Raw genomic sequence first — 21,618 nt, forward strand, 5'->3', positions numbered from 1 at the left:
CTTACGGAATCAATTCGGCACCCGGAGGTTGTACAGCAGCCAATGCAATCCGGCGTTCCTTCGCCCGTTTAAAAAACAACCCAAACATAATAGCTGAAATTAACCCGGCAATACCCTGAAAAAATAGCACATACCGAACGTTAAAATGGTGCGCAGCCAACCCTGCAAAGAAACTGCCTATAGGCTGCACGCCCATAAAAGCCATTACATAATAACTGATAACGCGGCCACGCATTTGTGGTGCAACGGTGGTTTGTATAAAGGTATTAGTACCCGCAATCTGGATCATCATCCCCAAACCGCCGGTTGCTATAAATATGAGTGCCAGCCATAACTGCGGACTGCATGCAAAAGCAGCAATACTCGCTCCACATATCATAGAGGCTATAATTACGGTTTTACGCAAATTCTCTGTCGATTTTAAAGAAGCCATATACACGGCCCCGCAAAGTGCCCCCAAGCCAGATACACTGTTAAGCCAGCTATAGGTTGAGGCATTGCCATGAAATACATCTTTAGCAAAGATGGGCAACAGCGTACTGTAAGTCATAGTGAAAAAGCTTACGCAGGCCATCAGCAAAATCATCAGTTTAATATTTTGTTCTCCTTTAAGGTATTGGTAACCGCCTTTTAAGTTTTCCCAAATACTGCCTACGGCTTTGTTCACCTTTTCGGGTGCCAGTTTCATCATTAATAACGAAACTATTACGGCAATAAAACTAATGGCATTTACCAAAAAGCATACACCCATACCAACAGTAGTAAGCAATACTCCCGCTACAGCAGGGCCAATCAACCGGGCCACATTAACCATTGACGAATTGAGCGCAATAGCATTCTGCAGGTCGCTTTTATCATCAATCAGCCTGATCATGAGCGATTGCCTTGCCGGGGTATCAAAGGCGTTTATAATCCCCAATACGATACTTAGCGCAATAATGGCTGGCATATAATATACATGCGATAGTATCAGCGCAGCCATAATGCTGGCCTGTATCATAGCGGCTATTTGCGTGGTTAATAATACTTTGTAACGGTTGTTTCTGTCTACAATTGCACCTCCGTAAGGCGAAAGTAGCATAGTGGGTATTTGCCCGCAGAAGTTAACCACGCCGAGCATTAAGGCAGAATGTGTAACGGTGTAAACGAGCCAGTTAACGGCTATACGCTCCATCCAGGTGCCAATGAGCGAGAGCGATTGGCCTACGAAATAAAGACGAAAGTTGGGGTATTTTAATGATCTGAATGTGGCGGACATAGTAAATAAAACGACAAGTATCGCTGTTTTATGTTTGCCGAAAATTTGTGGAATGTAAAAATCGGTGTTTATAACATGGTTTTTACTTAGGCAATCGCTTCTATGTAAGTGTTAGCCTCTCTGTTTCAATAAAAAACTTGCTCAAAATCAGCAATTAACATTAAAAATATTTTTATCTACCAAAAATATATCCGTACCTTTGCAGTCCCAATTGACTTGGGAAAAGGAGACAATTTATTTAATGGCAAAAAAACAAGAAGCAGAAAAAGAATTAAAGTCTAAGCAGGCTGAACTGGAAACAGTAGGTCTTCCGACAGAAAAAGAAAGCATTGAGTCAGAAGCTGATTCAATTTCTATTGATGAAATCAAATCTAAAGTTACCGTTATCGCAGGCGATTTTGACTGGGATGCTGATGACAAAAAATTTGGTAACTACAGCGATTCAGACCGCGAGAAATTTGAGAAATTGTACGATGGTACCTTTTCTTCAATTAACCAAGGTGAGATTATCACTGGTACAGTTGTAAACATCAATAACAAAGATGTGGTATTAAACATCGGATTTAAATCTGATGGTATGGTATCATTATCAGAATTCCGCGATACTCCAGACCTTAAAGTAGGTGATACTGTTGATGTATTCGTAGAATCACAAGAAGATGCTAACGGTCAGTTAGTATTATCACGCAAACGTGCGAAAACTCAGAAATCATGGGAGCGCATTAATGCAGCTCTGGACAATGATGAGATCATCACTGGTTTTGTGAAGAGCAGAACTAAAGGTGGTTTAATTGTTGATATAATGGGCGTTGAAGCCTTCTTACCAGGTTCACAAATCGATATCAAACCTATCCGTGATTACGATGTGTACGTTGGTAAAACAATGGAATTCAAAGTTGTTAAAATCAACCACGAGTTTAAAAACGTAGTGGTATCGCACAAAGTGCTGATTGAAGACGATTTAGAAAACCAAAAAACTGAAATTGTTGCCAAACTTGAAAAAGGCCAGGTATTGGAAGGTACAGTTAAAAACATCACTGACTTCGGTGTATTCATCGACCTTGGTGGCGTTGACGGCTTACTGCACATTACTGACATTTCATGGGGCCGTATCGAGCATCCAAGAGAAGTATTATCACTTGATCAAAAAATCAACGTGGTTGTTCTTGACTTTGATGACGAGAAAAAACGTATCGCCCTTGGTTTAAAACAATTAACTCCACACCCTTGGCAAAACCTTGACGAGGCTATCGTTATCGGTTCTAAGGTTAAAGGTAAAATTGTAACTGTTGCTGATTACGGCGCATTCTTAGAAATCATCCCGGGTGTTGAAGGTTTGATCCACGTGTCAGAAATGTCATGGTCTCAAAACTTACGCAACCCACAAGAATTCTTGAAAGTTGGCGACGAAGTTGAAGCTCAAGTATTGACATTAGATCGCGAAGAGCGCAAAATGTCATTAGGTATTAAACAATTAACTCCTGATCCATGGCAACAAGCTGCTGAGCGTTATGCTGTTGGTACACAACACATCGCTACAGTTAAAAACATGACCAACTTTGGTGTGTTTGTTGAATTAGAGGATGGTATTGATGGTTTAATCCACATCTCTGATCTTTCATGGTCTAAAAAAGTAAATCACCCTAACGAATTCACTAAAGTTGGTGAAAAATTAGACGTGGTTGTTTTAGAACTTGATGTTGAGAACCGCAAACTGAGCTTAGGCCACAAACAACTGGAAGAAAACCCTTGGGATACTTTTGAAACCATCTTTACTTTAGACAGCGTACACGAAGGTACTGTGTTAAAAGTAACTGATAAAGGTGCAATCGTAGCTTTACCTTACGGTGTTGAAGGCTTTGCGCCTACCAAACACCTGGTTAAAGAAAATGGTTCTCCGTTGAAAGCAGAAGAAACTGCTGAATTCAAAATCATTGAATTTAACAAGGATACAAAACGCATCGTTATTTCACACTCTCGCATTTGGGAAGATCAGCGCGCTGAAGCCAGAATGCAAGATTTCGAAAACCGCAAAAAAGAAGCAAAATCTACTGTTTCTGCAGTTAAGAAAGTGAAAGAATCAGTTGAGAAATCAACCTTGGGTGATTTAAGTGTACTTGCTCAATTAAAAGAGCAAATGGAAGGCGCAGAAAGCAAAGCTGCTGCGAAAAAAGCTCCAGCACCTAAAAAATCTGAAGAAGAAGCTCAATAAGCATTAAATAAATTCCCTTTTAAAGCCCCATGCCAAAAGCATGGGGCTTTTTTATTTTTATAGCTTTTTATATATTGGCGAAATTCAAAAAACACTTATGATGAAGAGCAATAGCAACGTACAGCCATCACAAAAGAAAAGATGGATTAAACCTTGTGTAGAGATAATTAGCAGTGGAAATATTGAAAGCGGCTCAAGTCAGAGATACCATGAAGCAGAATTCACTCCCGCTCACCAAAAATTAATTACACCTGGCGGCCACACAATTTTTGCTTCTACGGGCGTGTACCAAATATTTTCTTAGTTTGGATGCCGGTGAGAAATTAATTTATGTAAAACATTCATCCGGAAAATCTGCTTTATAAAACATGCTCACCATTATTCCTGATAAAGCAGGGTTTGTATTAGCGGTACACCATCGCCTCTACCAGGTTTATGGCAGCAAAATAAAATATCTATACAACCGCGATCCTTTAAGCGAATTGGTAGACACCATATTATCACAACGTACCAAAAACAAAGATTCAGCACAATCATTCACTAATCTGATTGAACAATTCGGTACATGGGAAAAAGTTCGTGATGCTCCTGTAGAAGCAGTATTAGAAGCTATCAGACCCAGCACATGGCCTGAACAAAAAGCGCCAAGATTACAACAAATATTACGGTTAATAACAGAACGACATGGTAAATTGAGCTTAGACTTTTTGGCCGAAATGAGTGTTTATGATGCACGGGAATGGTTAGAAAAGCTTCCCGGAGTTGGTCCTAAATCAAGTGCAGCAACTTTATCGTTTAGTAACATGCGGGCAAGAGCTTTGCCTGTAGATTCGCATCACTTCCGTGTAGCTGTACGGTTGAATATCATTGATGCCAAAATTGGCGAAGGCAAAGCCAACAGGATATTAGAAAATCTATTACCAGCCAGTTTTACCGCCAAAGAGGTTTTCGATAGTCACCAGGTAATGATGCGGCATGGGCAGCAGGTTTGTTTTTATTATAACCCTGCGTGTGCAGGATGTGTATTATTAGATTTATGCCCGACTGGACAAGGATTATTAGATATAAAAGTTTAGCCGACACGTCATGCCGAACTAGTTTCGGCACCCCACAAGCCAGGTATACAGTATACATATCATGCAGCCTGTCCTGTGGAATCCCGAAATAAATTCGGGATGACGGATGGTAACCAACTTAATCAGCCCCTTACCCATTCAACCTAAACAACTCACCAACCATTTTCCAATTTCCCTCCTCAACAAATCAACAAAATCATTACCTTTGCCCAAATCCACCCAAACGATGCAAAATCTTACGCTGCTCGACGGTCAAAAGTTTCAGATAACCATACAGCGTTTATGTCGTCAGTTAATCGAAAATCATAATGATTTTTCTGATTCTGTTATTATTGGTATACAGCCACGCGGCATTTACCTGGCAAAACGCATTGCAGAAGAACTTCGAAAAATACTACCCGGCAAAACCATACTACAGGGCGACCTGGACATTACCTTCTACCGCGACGATTTTCGCCGCCGTGGAGAACAGCTGGTACCCAATCAAACCAAAATAGATTTTATTACCGAAGGCAAAAAAGTAATTATGATGGACGATGTGCTGTGGACCGGCCGCACCATCCGCGCCGCTATGGACGCATTACAAGCCTTTGGACGACCAGAAAAGGTTGAACTACTGGTATTGGTTGACCGCCGCTACTCGAGGCATTTACCGGTATCGGCAGATTATACCGGTATAGAGGTTGATTCTATCGCATCGCAAAAGGTTGTAGTAAGCTGGAAAGAAGCTGATAGCGAGGATAGGATTGTGTTAGTAAATGAATAAAAACACTTTTGTCATTCTGAACGACAGTGAAGAATCTTCTGCTACCTACATGTCGAAGAAGATTTCTCCTACGTCGAAATGACAAAAACAGATAATAATATCGTCGCAATGACGAAAAGGGACAAAAGCAAATAACAGATGGCAGGACTGAGCACACGGCACTTATTAGGTATTAAAGATTTAAACGCGGCTGATATACAGTTGATATTTGAAACTGCAGATACATTTAAATCGGTTTTAAACCGACCGATAAAAAAGGTGCCTTCGCTGCGCGATGTAACTATCGCTAACATATTTTTTGAGAACTCTACCCGTACCCGTCTATCATTTGAGCTGGCCGAACGCAGGCTATCGGCCGATGTGGTAAACTTTGCGGCATCATCATCATCTGTAAGCAAGGGTGAAACCCTGATTGATACCGTAAATAACATCCTGGCTATGAAGGTGGATCTGGTTGTAATGCGCCATCCTTATGCTGGTGCTGGTGTGTTTTTATCAAAACACGTAAAAGCACAGATTGTAAACGCAGGCGATGGTGCGCATGAGCACCCTACCCAGGCTTTACTGGATGCCTTCTCTATTCGTGAAAAATACGGTGACGTGGCAGGTAAAAAAGTAGTTATTGTGGGCGATATCCTTCACTCGCGTGTAGCCTTATCAAACATACTTTGTTTAAAACAATTGGGTGCCGAGGTTATGGTTTGCGGGCCAACTACGTTAATACCTAAATATATCGGCTCATTAGGTGTTAAGGTAGAGCATGATCTACTGAAGGCCTTAAACTGGTGTGATGTAGCCAATATGCTGCGCATACAGCTCGAAAGACAAGACATTAAGTATTTCCCTTCACTGCGCGAGTATACGATGCTATACGGCTTAAATAAGCAAATACTGGATGGCTTAGATAAAGAGATCACGGTAATGCACCCCGGCCCTATTAACCGTGGTGTAGAGATCACCAGTGATGTTGCCGACAGCAAGCAATCTATCATCTTAGATCAGGTTGAGAACGGCGTTGCTATTCGTATGGCGGTGTTATATTTATTGGCGGGACAAGCGTAAGCCCCAGGAATAGAATCAAGAACCAAGACCAAAGTTTCCCCCTACCCTACCCTTTTGGGGGTGATAAGCATATAACAAAAAAGCCCTGTACGCATTCGCATACAGGGCTTTTTCTCATAGGTAGATATTATATTATTCGTCGCCTTTAGCTTCGTCTTTAGTGGCTGGCTTATCCCTAAGCGGCATGCCATCTCTAATTTCGTCAGTGGCTTTAGTCAGGATTTTATCGCCTGCGGTAAGGCCTTTACCAAAAATTTCAATCTGGCCGCTGCCATCTTCCAGTCCTGGTTTAACATCAACCCATTTAGCGTGGTGATCTTCAACCTTAACAACAAATACTTTTTCTGTTGAACGTACCACAGCTCCTTTGGGAACAATAAAACTGCTATCACGTGATGGAAGCGGAACATTTACTTCGGCACTCATGCCCGGTAAAAGTTTCTTTTCTTTATTGTAAACGTCCATCTCTAAGTGCTCAGAACGTAAGCGGGCATCAAGTGCACCTGCTAAACGTACCACTTTAGCGTTAAAGGTTTCGTTAGGTAAAGAGCGTACGGTGAATGAAACTTCATCTTTATTGCTTAAGCCACCTGTATATGCCTCTGGGATAGATACAATTAAACGCATTTTGCTTTGTTGTTGCAATACCAACAATGGCAGGGTTGATCCTGTACCGCTTGGGCCTACATAAGCGCCAATGTTTACGTTACGGGCAGTAATTACACCATCAAACGGTGCACGGATAACCAAATACTCCAGGTTAGCACTAATTTGTTTGTAGAATGATTTAGCGGCTTCGATATTAGCATAATCAGCATCCTTTTTTGCAGCTGCCTGATCAACATCGTTTTGTGCGATGGTACCGGGAGTTTTAGCCGTGTTAACCAAACGATCATAGTTTGATTTGCTTGCTGCATAAGCTGCTTGCTGTTGCGCAATACGGGCTTTTGCTTCTGCAAGCTGTGAGTTAATCTCAGGCGCATCAAGGGTAATTAAAACCTGGCCGGTATGTACTTCAGAACCCACATCAACCTTTAATTCCTTTACATAGCTGGCAACTTTGGCATAAAGGTCAACCTGTTGGTAAGGGGCCAGTTCGCCCGGTACCTGGATGTTAGAGGTTAGCTTACCTTTTTGCAAGCCAATAGTTTCAACAACCGGGTTATCAACCGCCTGCTCTTGTTGTTCGGCAGCCTGGTCTTCTTTTTCCTTTTCTTTTTTATCGCCGCAGCTGCTTAAAGTTAAGCTGCATGCTATCAAAGCAACCAGAGCTGTTGATAATTTAACCGGCATTTTTAACGCTATAGTTTTCATTGAGTCGTCTTTGTCTTAAGTGGTAATGAAGCTATCACGAGCCGTGTTTAATTGTTTTTAAAGGGCTGGCTCGATGATGGTTTCATTGTGTATTTCTTACTGATGTGTATCAGGGACTAATTCTGTTAATTATTGTAATTCTATTAAATGCTGATCGCTACCGCCTTCGTGGCTGTGTTTCAACGGTACGTAGAACTTGCTGTCTTTATCTTCCGGATCCAGTGATACAGAATCGGTAGTGGCATTACCTTGTACCCATGCAAATATTAATGGCAATACAAGCAGCGCAGCAAATGTTGATGCAAATAAACCACCGATAACTGCACGTCCCAGTGGCGATGTTTGGTCACCACCCTCGCCCAAACCAGATGCCATCGGGATCATACCTACCATCATGGCCAAACTGGTCATCAGGATCGGTCTTAAACGAAGCGTAGCAGCTTCGCGGGCAGCCTTAAGTGCATTACCGTTAAGCTTACGTATTTCTTCGGCATTTGATATCAACAGTACCGAGTTGGATATAGATACACCCACAGACATGATCATACCCATGTATGATTGCAAGTTAAGCGTTGAACCGGTTATTTTAACCAGCAATAATGAACCAAATAATACCGCCGGAACTGTAGATAATACCACTAACGCCACTTTAAACGACTGGAAGTTGGCAGTAAGCATCAGGAATATCACAATAATAGCTACTAATAAACCGCCTTGCAAACTACCTAATGTATCATCCAGTGTTTGGGTTAAACCGCGTGGTTCAACTCTTAAACCGCGTGGCAGCTGGCCCAGTGATTTAATTACCTTCTGCAAATCATCTGTAGCTGTACCTAAATCTTTTTTGTTAAGGTTAGCGGTTACAGTAACCATCGGGATAGCACCGATATCGTCATCCTCGCCAAAAGTAGTACCCATTTTAATATCGGCCACATCTCCTAAAACAGGACGCGGTTGGTTAGCCATGATTGGGATCTCTTTGATAGCGTTAATGTCTGACATTTGATATTCAGGCACCTCTACCTGTACGTTATAGCTCAATCCTACTTTCTCATCCAGCCAAACGTTTTTATCTGTAAACCTTGATGATGATGTTGCTGCAATTAGTGAACGTGATACGTCACCAAGTGTCAGGCCTAATTGTGCAGCACGTACACGATCTATGTTAATATTAATAGCCGGATATTTTACCGCTTGCCCGATTTGGACATCGCGCATATAATCCAGTTTTTTCAGCTTATCAAGTACTTTATAGGCATATTCAATATTTTGCTTTTTGTTTTTACCCATAATAGCAACCTCAACCGGTGTAGGCGAACCCTGACTCAAGATTTTATCAGTTAAGTCAATCGGCTCAAATGACAGTGCAACATTAGGTTGCTCTTTCGCCATCCGCGCCCTGAACTTCTCTTTAAAATCGTCGAGGTTTACTTTATAGTCTTCGGCTAAGTTTACCTGTAATACAGCTTCTTGCGGACCGGCCATAAACAAATATATAGGGCTGGTTGAAAACGATGAAGGGTGCTGACCGATCATTGCCGATGTTACCTGGATGTTTTTACGGCCTACCATGTCATTTAGCATGTGCAGCGTTTTAACAACAACAGCTTCGGTACGTTCTAAGCGTGTACCATCAGGTGCACGCAGCCTCACCTGGAAGGTACCCGAGTTTACTTTAGGTAACACATCACGACCGGTAATACTCAAAATGAAATATGCCGCACCTAAAGCACCAACGATATATACAATCGAGATCAGCTTACGGGTCTTTAACATGTTATCCATCAAATTCAGATACTTAACCCTGAATTTATCAAAACCCCCACCTTGTTTAGCGTGCTCTTCTAATTGATGCAACTCTGCTTCTTTTTGGGCAGCTTTATCGCCTTCATCTTCCATAGCATAATCAGCTCTCTCGTGCTTGTTAACCATTAGCCAGTTGGCCATTACCGGTACAAAGGTTTGTGCCAGCAGGTATGAAGTGATCATCGAGAAACCAATAGCCAATGCCAGTGGCAAGAACAATGCACCCGGGATACCCGTCATGGTGAAGGCCGGAGCAAACACCGCCAGGATACAAAACAGGATCAGCAATTTAGGGAAGGCAATTTCCTTACAGGCATCCCATATAGCCAAAGCCTTGGGTTTACCCATATCAAAGTGCTGGTGAATATTCTCAATCGTTACCGTCGACTCATCTACCAATACCCCAATTGCGAGCGACAAACCGCTCAGCGTCATGATGTTGATGGTTTGATGGAACAGCGATAAGAATAAGATACCTGATATAAGCGATGTAGGGATAGTTAAAATTACAATAAGTGCCCCTCTCCGGTCTCCCAAAAACAGTAAAACCATTAAACCGGTGAGTATGGCACCTATTGTACCTTCTTCGGCCAAACTCTTAACCGCGTTAATTACATATACAGATTGGTCAAACTCGTAAGATAGCTTAACATCCTCTGGCAATAGTGCCTGGAAACGGGGAATCGCTTTCTTTAAGTTTTGAACCACTTCCCAGGTTGATGCATCGGCAGATTTTGTGATAGGCAGGTATACCGAACGTTTACCGTTAATTAAGGCATAACTACTGGTGATATCGGCACCATCTTCTACCGTACCCACATCGCGTAAAAACACAGTTTGGATACCGTTACGATAGATAGGAATATTACCAAATTCGGGGATCTTTTTGATAGATGTGTTGGCAGGCGTTACATAGTTATAATCGCCAATACGCACGTTACCTGCCGGTGTGTTTTGGTTATTATCACGAATGGCAGCCACAATCTGATCGGGCGTTAAGTTGTGCGAACGTAACAGTTCGGGATCAACCTTAACAACCACCGTACGGGTGTTACCACCAAACGGCGCCGGAGCAACCAGACCCGGAATTGAGGTAAATGATGAACGTACGTAGATGTTGGCCATATCCAGCAACTCGTTATTGGTACGGGTTGGGCTGCTTAATACTAACTGGCCAACCGGCAAGGTAGAAGCATCGAAACGGAGGATGAAGGGCGGCTGCGTTCCCGGCGGGAAGATAGCCTGGGCCCTGTTGGTGTAGGCCGTCACCTCCGCTGCGGCCTGGGCCATATTGGTGCCCTGATAGAATGTTAATTTTATTAATGTTAAACCGCTAATGTTACGGGTTTCGATACTTTTTACACCAGATACATATAGAAGTAAGTTTACGTATTGTTTACCAAAGTATGATTCCATCTGATCGGCAGTGTAACCACCGAAAGGATGCGAAACGTAGATCACCGGAAGATTAAGATCCGGGAAAATGTCGATCTTGATACTGCGTACTGCATTGATACCGAAGAAAAACAATCCGGCAACAATAACCAATACCGTTATTGGTCGTTGAAGTGCGCCTTTTATTAATCCCATCTTTTATATTATTGTAAGTTATTTATAAATATTCCAAAATCGCCTGCTGCTGCAGCTTTCAATAGCACCGCCTGCCATACGTTGTTGTAAGCAATATCACGGTCAATCTGTGCACGGTTTAAGTTGAACAATGCTGTTGTAAAATCAACAATGCTCGATAAACCATTGCGGTACAATGCTCCTTTTTGTATGTAAGCATCGCTCGCAGCTTTTACCTCAATTGGTGCCTCACGGAAGTTTTTCAATGAGTTATCGATCCGGGTTTCGGCTAATGCCTGCTGGGCAACCAGTTGCTGGCTGATCAGGTCGTAATCATCTTTAAATTGCAGCGAAGTATATTTCTGCGATTTAACCTGGTAATGCACCCTGAATAAACTGGTAAAGTTCCAGTTTACGCCGATACCTATCAGGTAGTTATAGCGGGTTGGATCTACACCCGAACCATAATTATCATTATAAATATTAGGCGCTGCTGCAGTTACACCCGGCGAAAAGCCAGAACCCCTGCCCTGGAAAGTTCCGAAAAAGCTGAACGTTGGCATGGCCATTTTACTCAGGTACTTGGCTTGTGTGTCGCTTACATTTATACGGCTTTGATAAAATTGCAATAACGGATGGTTTTGCAAAGATACCGTTGAAGCAGCATCTGTATTTGCAGGTACGCCGGTTACAAAGGCGCTATCTAACAAAAATTGCTGCGGTGTTACACCAAGGTATTGTACCAGCTGGCTGTTACGATCCTGTGAGGTTTGCTGTGCATTGGTTAATGCGATGCGTGCGTTAGAAACTTCTGAGTTAGCCAGTGATGAATCTACCCCCGGGTTTAAACCGTTGGTTACGCGGGCAACCACTACGCGGCGCAATTCGAGTGCGCGGTCAAGATTGTCTTGCTGTGATTTAACAATACGCTGTGCTGCCAGTAAATCTAAATAAGCAGCAGCAATACGAACTTTGTGTTGAAACAGCTCCTGGTTAAGGTCGTTCTGGCTTTGAGCCACAATGTTTTTCTGAACATTCACCCTTTCAACAGCACGGCCGAAAGCGAAAACATCCCAATCAACATTGGTCAAATACAGTGCACCGAATGCAGCGTTCCAGTTTTGGGAAGCCAGCGCCGGGCCCGATGAAGCAACAGCTCCTCCGCGGTAACCATACAACGGGCCATTAGTACCGTTAATGGTACCATAATCCTGCTGACCAGAGAAGTTTAAATTGGGAAGATACTCGGTACGGCTTTCAGACAGAGAAGCTTTTGAAGCATTAAGCTGATTAGCCTTTGCTTTAATGGCCGGATAGTTCTCCAAACCAATTCTTTCTGCATCCTTCATACTCAGCGTTTGCTGGGCATATCCGTGTACCGTAGAGAAAGTAATAAAAATCGACGTGATGCCGTAAAATGCAATTTTATTAAACATGGGGTAACCTATATGAGATGGGCAAATTTAACCGTTACTGGCTTTGCTTTTTGTAATAAACCTGTTTCGTAACCAGTTTTATTACAATATTAATGTCAAAATCAGACGAAAAAAGTCATAATTTCAGAAACACATACTTTTAAGTCAGTAAATTTAGGCACTTATGATAATTTATATCATAAAGGTTAAAAACTTACAGGTCAGTTAAAATAGTTTCTGCTGCTTTTTTACCGCTTGTAAGGGCAGCTTCAACAGTCCCCATCGATGGCCCCTGATACAAATATTCCCCTGCAAAATACAAAGTTTTTTTGACCGGGAAGCTTAATACAGATCGTGCTTGCGCCGAAGTAACTGTATCATAAGCATAAGAGCCCCGGGTATAAGGGTCGGCAGTCCAGTTTACAATGTAACGCGCAATTAACTTATCTTTTAATTCGGCTATACTTATATCAAATATGTTTGACAAGGAGACAATCGCCATGTCAAACAATTCATCCTCCGATGCATGTTCAAAAGCTTTAGCTGGTCCCCCACCCAACCATCCTGTAAGTACAGGTTCATGCTGCGGAGCCTGGGTCCACCAGGTAGGTACTTTTTCTTCGGAAAGCAAAAAAGTCATATTGCTCAAATCCTTCCCTCGTGCATGTTCCCAAAAAGGTTCATCAAACCTCAATAATATTTTAATAATGGCACCAAAGCCTATCTGCTGCAAGGCATTATAATGCGCAGGGATTTCGGGTTGAAAAGTAATATGGCTATTATGTTCTGATGATAGCTGCAAAATACCAAGCGGCAATGCAAGCAACACTTTTTCGGCCTCATAAGTATCCCCTGTTAATGTTATTACCTTAGTTAAGCCACCACTCCAGTCTATGGCTTTTACCGGGGCGTTAAGGTAAATTTTATTGCCTGATGATTTGATTTCATCAACCAGGTAATTAATCATCCGGCAATAACCGCCTTCTACCCGGTGTTGTGCGCCGTCATCTTCGTTCTGCCATTCTTCGCGCAGGGCAAAGGCGCTGGCCTTGTCAGGGTCAGCCGTATCGTAGCCTGCCACAAACCTGAGCACCGATTTCTTTAACGCTTCATATTTTTCTTCCGGAAAATATTCGTTCAGGAAATTACTGATACTGGTATCATGCCTCAACTTAATGAGGTTCGCCATTAATTCTCCCCAACCTACTACCTCCACATCGTCTGCCGAAAGCTTACCATTTTTGTAATGCCACATTTCTGCACCGGCATGGCTGTAGCCAATACCTGCTTCATCTAACAAAGCCAGGGTTACCGGTAAGTCGCCATGTACAAACTCGGCACCCAGTTCGGCCCCTTTAAAAAATGAAGCATCATCGATACTATGGATACGCCCGCCAGTGCGATTACGCGCCTCCAGCACAATAACTTGCTTACCGGCTTTTGCTAATAACCGTGCGGCCATTAATCCGGTTGCACCTGCACCTATAACGATAATATTTTTCATAGTAGAAACAAGAGTCAAGAAACAGGAGACAAGACGAGCTCCATGCTTCAGAATCAATTCAAAAACCCAATGCTAAGATAACAGCTATTTGGCAGACAACCGACAACTGTTAATCACAACTGTTAAATAAAAAGCCGCCTCAAAAGTTTTTGAGACGGCCGGTTTTAGAGAGATTGATTGAGCTTTTTTATTACTTGCTCGCCAAAGGCGCGCTTAGTGTTTGTTTGTCTATGTTCCAGCCCTCAATCAGGATGCTTGGCGTAGCTGATCCTAATTTGGCTACCGGGGCGCTTACGGTAACGGTAATGCTCTCGTGCGGTGCCAGTGTGAAGTAATTGGCGCTCCAATAGCTTGGCATTACTTCTTCGCCATTCTTCATTAATTGCGGGCGAACAAAGAATGCAATTTGCGAACTATTGTTGCTCAGCTCCACAGTCCATTTGTTTTCGCTGATGCCTTTGGTGCCTTTTAATACTTTGGCCACCACCTGTGTACGCTTCATTTTGTTGAAGGCAGTAAAGTCGTTATCAGGTGCCATCCAGTAAACATTATGCGATACTACTTTGCCTGCGGCATTTTTCAAATTTAATACCACAAAGCTTACACCTTTAATAGAAGCTAACGCTTCTTTTAATTTGATAACAGATTGTGTGCCTTCTTTAGCCAAACCTAAATTATCCAGGTGTACTGATTTCAGTAGTTTGGTATCTGTTGTATAAATAGCAGCATCAGCACTCAAACTGCCTGTTGCATGATGTGTACGGTTAATAATAGCCACAGTAGAATCATTTTGATTAAACTGGATGTGCAATGGCTCAACCGCATTTTGCATGGCGTAATAACCGGCGTTAGGCTCCAGGTACCAATCATAGATCTGCCAGATTACGCTTGGGAAAGCGGCATTCAGTTTCCAAAGCATTACACCGCCAGTTTTGGTTAGTTTTGAACCAGCTGCTTCGAAGATGCCCTGGTAACCCACCCAATTCATCAGCTGCATCTTGTCCGAGAACTCTACAATATCAGTCGGTTGACCATAACGTTTAGCCATTATTTTGTAATACTCATCATACTTACCTGCACCTGTTGCGGCATCATGGTAACCCCAGCTATTGTTAAGCGGGAAAGGCAAGCTTTTATCCCAGGTTAGGTTGGTGATGATTTTTGGCAATGTTGTGTACGGTGGCTGCGATGGGATCCCTGTTTCATCCTTAAATACCCAGTCGTGCGCTAAATCTGCCAGTTTGTAATATTCTTTAGGGTCTTTCCAATCATAAGGGCCACCACTGTAAACACCGGCATCCAGGTTATCAGGCCATGATTTATCCCAATCCTCAGGCAAATGTGCATGGCCCGATGAGCATGGTATAAACGGACGCGTACCATCCAATGCAATTACGTTGTTACGCATGGCGTAGTATAATTCTTTACGGGCGTGGCCTTCGTTACCACCAGTCCAAACCAGTAAGCTTGGATGGTTACGTACACGCAGTATCGTGCTAACAACATTCTTAATAAATACATTGCCTTCCAAAGGATAATCCGGCGAGCCTTTAAACTCGCCTTGGGTATCACCGGTAATCCAAAAATCAGACCACACCATCTGGCCGTATTTGTCGGCAGCGTTCCAGAATGCATCGCCCGGTGTAACACCACCACCCCAGATCCGTACCAGGTTTACATTGGCATTACGGCATAGGTGCATCTCATAATCGTAACGGGCCGAATCGCGGTTAAGCATCATATCCGGCACCCATGCACCACCATTTAAGTGTACACGCTGGCCGTTTACATAAAATTCGCGGCGCACAAAGCCATTTACTGTGGTTGCTTTTGAACCTACGGTACGGATACCGAAGATGAAGGTAGTATCATCGGCCATTCCCTTTTCATCAACATATTGCAAGCGGATACGGTAAAGATTTGGCTTACCATAACCATTCGGCCACCATAAATGCGGTTGGTGGATTAATAACTGGTTGATTTTATCTGCACTCAATGCAACATCAGTACCATCGGCTCCTACTTTTACAGCTTGCGAGAACTGGATAGCAGCACCGGTAAAGTTCTCCGGTTTAATACTCACGGTCAACTTACCATTGGCAGCTACGCCGCTATGATTAGCAAGTTTAAGGTTTAATGAAAGTTTAGCTACGCTGGTGTCGGGCAGTTTAGGCAAATCAGTAACCAATTTTGGCTGACTAATAGTTACACCACCCGTAGTGCGTAGAAATACCGGTTGCCAGATACCCATGTTACGATCGCGCACAGGCGGGATCCAATCCCAACCTGCCGAACATAGCATGGTAACGTTTTTACCGATATCGCCTGTAGGGCCACCATTCAGATAGAACGGCCCCATTGCTTCCAGTTGTTCTTTATCAGGAAAACCGGGATAATCGAGCGGATATATTTTAACAGCCAGTACGTTTTCGCCACCTGCGTTTACGTGTTTGCTAATATCTAAGCTGTATTCGGCAAACATACCGGCCATCTGGGTTGAGTCGGCAATTTGTTTACCATTAACCCAAACTGCTGCACGGTAGTTAATACCTTTAAATATCAACTGAAAAGTACGGCCTTTATCGCCAGCGGGCACTTTAAAAGTGGTGCGGTACCAGTAAGGTTTCTTCCAGGGGTTTTCGCCTGCCAGGTGGCTGTATTTAGCCAGATCATATTCTTTGTTAAACTCGTCTGATGCATCGGGGATCAGCATATTGTTCAATCCCAAATATGGATCAGGATAAACTTTATTGGCTACCAAACCTGTTAACACTGTCGATGGTACCTTTACCGGCATCCAGTAAACTTTTGAATGGTATTTAGGGTTGGAAACTTCTGCACCCGATTCGCCAATCAGCGATGATGATTGCAGTTGGAAATCTGTAAGCTTAACCTGCTTAACAGCGCCGCTTTGTGCCAGTAATGTACAAGGCAATAAGCACGTTGCAACAAGGCTTCCTATGGTTGAAAGAAAACTCTTCTTCATTTAATATCTATTTATAGCAAAACTACACAACATCGGCGCGGATGCTGTTATATTGATTTACCCTTTTATGATATAATTCCGTACTAAAAGCCTTTCAATGCTTATTGATATTGTTTTTAAGGATGATGATTGGCTCAAAATTGTCCCACTGCGGCTTATATCCGCTTTGATTAAGCAATCCACGTTGCCCTATCGAGAAGTTTCCTAATATAATATCCGGGCTTCCGTTTCCGTCTACATCGTTTACATCCATGCTTATCCAACGGCCATATTTTTCCACAGGGATCTGGTGAGCGATATAATTATTCGGCTTAGTTTGCTCCAGGTAAGTAAAACCTTCTTCGGGATGATATTTAAAATCGCTGAAGAAGCCAATTGCAGCAATGCCCAAACTTCCGTCGCCTTTAAAATCGGCAGCCATGGCTTTGGTACAACCATCTATATGGTAAAAGTAGGTTTGTTTAAATTTCCAGTCGCCCAAATTGGTGAAGATATAAATACCATGATACGGTTTCAATACTTTCGAATAATCGCTGTTATCGCCGCAGGTATATAAAATATCCAGCTTACGATCGTGGTTAAAATCAACCAGCTGAAAACTGCTCGAACCATATATTGGTGGGAAACGCAGAATAGTTTTAACATCAAAGCCACCTTTGTGGTTATTATAAAATATGCGGATACCTTCATCATTTTGTGCAAACAGGCACATTACATCCATCCAGCCATCATTATTAAAATCGCCTTTTACTAACTGGGTGCCGCCTGGTAAACCGAGCATCAATTCTTTTTTATATTTTTTGTTGGGGAGTTGATGTACATAATAAACACCTCCCCTGTCGTGTCCAAAACCGCATACCACATAACCAGTACGGCCATCTTTATTAAAATCAGTAGTAACGGTTTGTACAGGGCGTGGCAAGCTATCAGTAATTATCAACGGAGGCTGAGGTTTACTTTGGCTGAGGTTTAGCTCCTGTATTTTACCTTTCGACATATCAACCGGCATCATATTACCAATAGTGGTAAATACGCCAACGTTGCCTTCGGGTCGTTTAACAAATTCGACACCCGTTACGGGTGAATCAAATGAATAAACCACGGTTGATTTGCCATCAGGTGTCCATTTATATAAATTGTTAGATGCATCAGCGGTATAAAGTTGATGATCATCCGGGCTAACCGATACCATGGTAGTCATGGCCGACATTTGCTTGTTCACTGTTTTAGGCCGAATTAGACTAAAACCAGCCCAATCGCGCAATGGCGTTACATCGGGTTTGGGTATAATTAATGAGTCAGGCGCGTTAGAAACATACCATTTGGCAATGGCCTGCCACTCGGCGCTGGAAAGAGCAGAATGCTGATCGGCGAAGATTTGACCCATATATTGCTGCAAACCCAGGTTCTTGGCCATGGCCGGTAATATGCCTTGTTGCCAGCTTTTTTTATCAGCAAGTTTAGGTTCGGGCAACATGTGGCAGCTTGTGCAATATTTTGTAGCCAGTTGCCGCCCATCAAAAGTTTGCGGGGTGGTATTCGTATTGTTATTACGGCAGCTATTAAAAGCTATTGCAACCACACCCGATATACCGGCAGCCACAAATAGTTTTACAACAGCAGATTTAGAAATTTTAAACATGCAGATAGATATATTTCGCAAAATAGCTTTAAGGCTGCACAAAATGTACATTCTTAAAGCTATTTATTATTAATGCAGACCTTTATTTTTTTGTGTGATTTTCGAGCACAATCAGCGGGATTTGCTCGTTTTGGTTAGGGTTTAAGTTAGCGTTGATACTTAATCCTTTGCTGTAGTTACCCAGCACAATATCGGGTTTACCATCGCCATTAAAATCTCCCACATTCATGCTGAACCAGCGGCCGTATTTGCTTACAGGCACAGCATGTGGCTTAAAGTGCATGGCTTTATCCTGTTCAAAGTAAACAAAGCTTTCAGATGGTTGGGTCCTTAAATCGGCGAAATAAGCGCTTGTGGCAATATCCAGATCACCATCGCCATCAAAATCAGCAGCAATGGCTTTGGTACAACCATTAATCGGGTAAAAATAAGATTGCTTAAAGTTCCAGTCACCCGTATTGGTGAAGATATACAAACCGTGGTATGGCTTTAAGATGCGCGAATCGCGGAAGTTATAACCACAGGTATAGATCAGATCCGGTTTACCATCATGGTTTACATCAGCCAATTGGAAACTGCTTGAGCCGTTAACCGGTGGAAACTGCAACAGCATTTTCTCAGTAAAGCCACCTTTCTGGTTGTTTAAATACATAAACAAACCCTCGTTGCCCGAACCATAGAGTGCCATTACATCCGGCCAGCCATCATTGTTAAAATCGCCAACTACAGCTTGTACTGCACCTTCTTTTGCTTTAATTACATTACGGGTATAGGTGTGGTTTGCGTTCTGTTTCATCCAAGCCAGGTAGCCTCTAATGCCTCCCTCCGCACAGATCACATAATCAGTTAAGCCATCTTTATTAAAATCGGCAGCTTGTGTTTGTACGGGACGCGATAAATCTGTTTCAATATCACTTGTCGCGGCTTTTCCGGTTAAATTAACTTTCACCACGCGGCCATTAGGAAAATCTGATGGCTGTATCTGGCCCACACATGAAATGATACCATCGTATTTTCCGTCTGCATTTTTCACAAATTGCATATCAACAGCCCCGCTTTCCAACCCTGCCATAACGCTTGGTTTAAGCTGGGCATCCCATGAATAGAGTTTTTCGGTGGTGATATCGCTGCTGTATATTTTATGACCTGTTGGATCAACAGCTACCATAGTGGTAAAAGCAGTTTTAATATCTGCTGTACCGGCAGGAAGTTTTAATGTAAATCCAGCCCAATCGTTAATTAGCGAATTCGGCCTTTTTTGCGGAACCTCGGTTTGCGGGGCTGTTTTCTTATAATAAGCCACTAAAGTTTGCCATTCTGTAATAGACATACCCGTGTTGGAGCTGTCGCGTTTAAAATACGCTCCGGTACCATAAGTAGATATCCCTGCGAATTTAGCCATCGAAGGTAAGGTATGATATTCCCACACATCTTTGGTTAAAGCCTCGGCAGGTACCAGCTTGTGGCAACTGGTACAGTATTTTGCCGCCAGTAGCTGGCCATCGTGAATGGTATCGCCGGTTAAGGTAAGATCTGAAGTAGAGTTAGTAGTAGCCGTTTTTGATTTGCAGCCATTAAACAGCACACTGCCCGACACCAGCAACACAAAGGCCGACAACCCAAAAACGTATTTAGATTTAATTGATATACTCATTTAGATTTATATGGGTAGTTTGGTTATTTTGTTAATTTAAGTTTTTTCCAAATGTATTCGCCAACATCATGGCCTTGCTGTGCGCCCATGTTAACACTGTTGAGGTAATGGATACCGCCATAATAACGGCTTACCGAAGTTTCGTTTGATGCTTTGATGAACGAATCGAAATGGCGTTGCATACCAATGTAATGTAGATCGCTTGTATCCTGGAAAGCAAAGTTATCGCCAAATAAATGCGTTAACATAATTGCCGATGCACCGCTGATATCGCTATGCCCGCTCGGGTACTCTGGGAATGGTGGGGTTTGCAATAAAGGCAACCAGCCATGATCCATCAGCTCATTAATTACCGTTACCGGGCGGATATAATTGGTGGTGTATTTTACCTGCCAGCAAGTAATAAAGGCATCATACAATGCAATAGCGGTTAAAGCATAAGCTTGTGCCGTTTTTATAGCGCTGGCGTGTGATTTTTTACAAGCAATAGCTGTAATACCTATCCAGTGACCACCAGGAGTAATTTTTTTATTGGCATACATAATGTGCCCGGTGTGCTGTATCACAAAAGGGTTATCGTCCCAGTAACGGGCTATCAATTCCTCTTCTTTGCTTAAGTGCGTGCATTTATTATACAGGTCGAGATTTTGCTTGTAATACTCGCTGTTCTTATCCTCACTGTAAGCAGGTGGAGGTGGCAAAGGGAACTGCGACGACGATTCGATAGCGAACGGTTTCATGGTACCCCAGCAAAATTCTACCCCATCCAGATAATCCGGAGGTGTTGGGCGCCATTTACCCGGATCGCGGCTACCCAAAAAACGAGGTTTACCACGTGTTTGCGGATAGTTGTCGAAGGCTGCACGTTTTAAAACAAGCTTCCCAATGCTATCTCCAAAAGCTGCCGAGCGGGCGTAAGTTGAATCGTCGAGGTTATTTTTGAATTTGGCATACACGCCATCTTCATACTTTTTTAATGAATCGACAGAAAATACCACCTTGTGCGCTACTGTAAAAAAGGCGTGTGTAGCAGCTAAAGTGTAGTTATAAGTTTTACCTTTTTGAGGCTCTGGCGGTTTGCCAAAATCTTTTAACTGGGTAATAAGTGAATTATAATTAGGATCTGAATAGCGCATAGCCTCATACGAAGCCAGCGAAGCATAGCCATAAATACGGCTGGCTACCGGCGGCGTAAACACATCGTATATAATTACCTGGGTTAACTGATCTTCATTCTGGTGCAGAATTTCGGCATCATCAATTTTAACAGGGTGTTTACCTGGGGAACAGCTTATAGCAAAGCAGCCTGCTAAAATGATGCACGTTGCTTTAAATAATTTCGTACTAAACATGT

13 protein-coding genes are annotated in these 21,618 nt (G+C 42.7%); 4 read left to right on the forward strand and 9 right to left on the reverse strand.

Features of this window, described 5'->3' with window-relative positions; translation table 11 throughout:
• Nucleotide 1: 1 nt before the first annotated feature.
• The gene (locus PQO05_RS20875) at nucleotides 2-1,258 is read right to left on the reverse strand and encodes an MFS transporter (RefSeq protein WP_273629388.1); all 1,257 of its coding nucleotides are present in this window, start codon (nucleotides 1,256-1,258) and stop codon (nucleotides 2-4) included.
• Nucleotides 1,259-1,499: 241 nt separating this feature from the next.
• Between PQO05_RS20875 and rpsA the strand changes: the two genes are divergently transcribed.
• The 4 genes from rpsA to PQO05_RS20895 all read left to right on the forward strand — a co-directional run bounded on the left by rpsA (nucleotide 1,500) and on the right by PQO05_RS20895 (nucleotide 6,374).
• The gene (rpsA, locus tag PQO05_RS20880) at nucleotides 1,500-3,470 is read left to right on the forward strand and encodes a 30S ribosomal protein S1 (RefSeq protein WP_273629389.1); all 1,971 of its coding nucleotides are present in this window, start codon (nucleotides 1,500-1,502) and stop codon (nucleotides 3,468-3,470) included.
• 368 nt (nucleotides 3,471-3,838) lie between these two features.
• Entirely contained in the window at nucleotides 3,839-4,546 is a 708-nt protein-coding gene (locus PQO05_RS20885; protein ID WP_273629390.1) for an endonuclease III domain-containing protein, read from the forward strand.
• A gap of 226 nt (nucleotides 4,547-4,772) precedes the next feature.
• Nucleotides 4,773-5,312: a bifunctional pyr operon transcriptional regulator/uracil phosphoribosyltransferase PyrR gene (gene pyrR / locus PQO05_RS20890; RefSeq protein WP_273629391.1), complete on the forward strand. Its 540-nt coding sequence runs from the start codon at nucleotides 4,773-4,775 to the stop codon at nucleotides 5,310-5,312.
• A 138-nt stretch (nucleotides 5,313-5,450) separates the two neighbouring features.
• The gene (locus tag PQO05_RS20895; RefSeq protein WP_273629392.1) at nucleotides 5,451-6,374 is read left to right on the forward strand and encodes an aspartate carbamoyltransferase catalytic subunit; all 924 of its coding nucleotides are present in this window, start codon (nucleotides 5,451-5,453) and stop codon (nucleotides 6,372-6,374) included.
• 132 nt (nucleotides 6,375-6,506) lie between these two features.
• Here PQO05_RS20895 and PQO05_RS20900 read toward each other — a convergent pair whose 3' ends face one another.
• The 8 genes from PQO05_RS20900 to PQO05_RS20935 form a co-directional block, all read right to left on the reverse strand.
• Complete coding sequence (locus PQO05_RS20900) at nucleotides 6,507-7,688, reverse strand: efflux RND transporter periplasmic adaptor subunit (protein WP_273629393.1); 1,182 nt, start codon at nucleotides 7,686-7,688, stop codon at nucleotides 6,507-6,509.
• Between the two features lie 129 nt (nucleotides 7,689-7,817).
• The gene (locus tag PQO05_RS20905) at nucleotides 7,818-11,084 is read right to left on the reverse strand and encodes an efflux RND transporter permease subunit (protein WP_273629394.1); all 3,267 of its coding nucleotides are present in this window, start codon (nucleotides 11,082-11,084) and stop codon (nucleotides 7,818-7,820) included.
• Between the two features lie 8 nt (nucleotides 11,085-11,092).
• Nucleotides 11,093-12,499: a TolC family protein gene (locus tag PQO05_RS20910; protein WP_273629395.1), complete on the reverse strand. Its 1,407-nt coding sequence runs from the start codon at nucleotides 12,497-12,499 to the stop codon at nucleotides 11,093-11,095.
• Between the two features lie 193 nt (nucleotides 12,500-12,692).
• Nucleotides 12,693-13,982 carry a flavin monoamine oxidase family protein gene (locus PQO05_RS20915; protein ID WP_273629396.1) on the reverse strand — a complete coding sequence of 430 codons (1,290 nt, stop codon included), beginning with the start codon at nucleotides 13,980-13,982 and terminating at the stop codon, nucleotides 12,693-12,695.
• Between the two features lie 190 nt (nucleotides 13,983-14,172).
• Nucleotides 14,173-16,968 carry a glycoside hydrolase family 2 protein gene (locus PQO05_RS20920; RefSeq protein WP_273629397.1) on the reverse strand — a complete coding sequence of 932 codons (2,796 nt, stop codon included), beginning with the start codon at nucleotides 16,966-16,968 and terminating at the stop codon, nucleotides 14,173-14,175.
• Nucleotides 16,969-17,062: 94 nt separating this feature from the next.
• Nucleotides 17,063-18,610, reverse strand: coding sequence for an FG-GAP repeat domain-containing protein (locus PQO05_RS20925; RefSeq protein ID WP_273629398.1), 1,548 nt, complete (start codon nucleotides 18,608-18,610; stop codon nucleotides 17,063-17,065).
• Nucleotides 18,611-18,692: 82 nt separating this feature from the next.
• Entirely contained in the window at nucleotides 18,693-20,264 is a 1,572-nt protein-coding gene (locus PQO05_RS20930; RefSeq protein WP_273629399.1) for an FG-GAP repeat domain-containing protein, read from the reverse strand.
• 23 nt (nucleotides 20,265-20,287) lie between these two features.
• The gene (locus tag PQO05_RS20935; protein ID WP_273629400.1) at nucleotides 20,288-21,616 is read right to left on the reverse strand and encodes a vanadium-dependent haloperoxidase; all 1,329 of its coding nucleotides are present in this window, start codon (nucleotides 21,614-21,616) and stop codon (nucleotides 20,288-20,290) included.
• Nucleotides 21,617-21,618 lie beyond the last annotated feature (2 nt).

Source organism: Mucilaginibacter jinjuensis, from assembly GCF_028596025.1.
Taxonomy (GTDB): Bacteria; Bacteroidota; Bacteroidia; order Sphingobacteriales; family Sphingobacteriaceae; genus Mucilaginibacter; species Mucilaginibacter jinjuensis.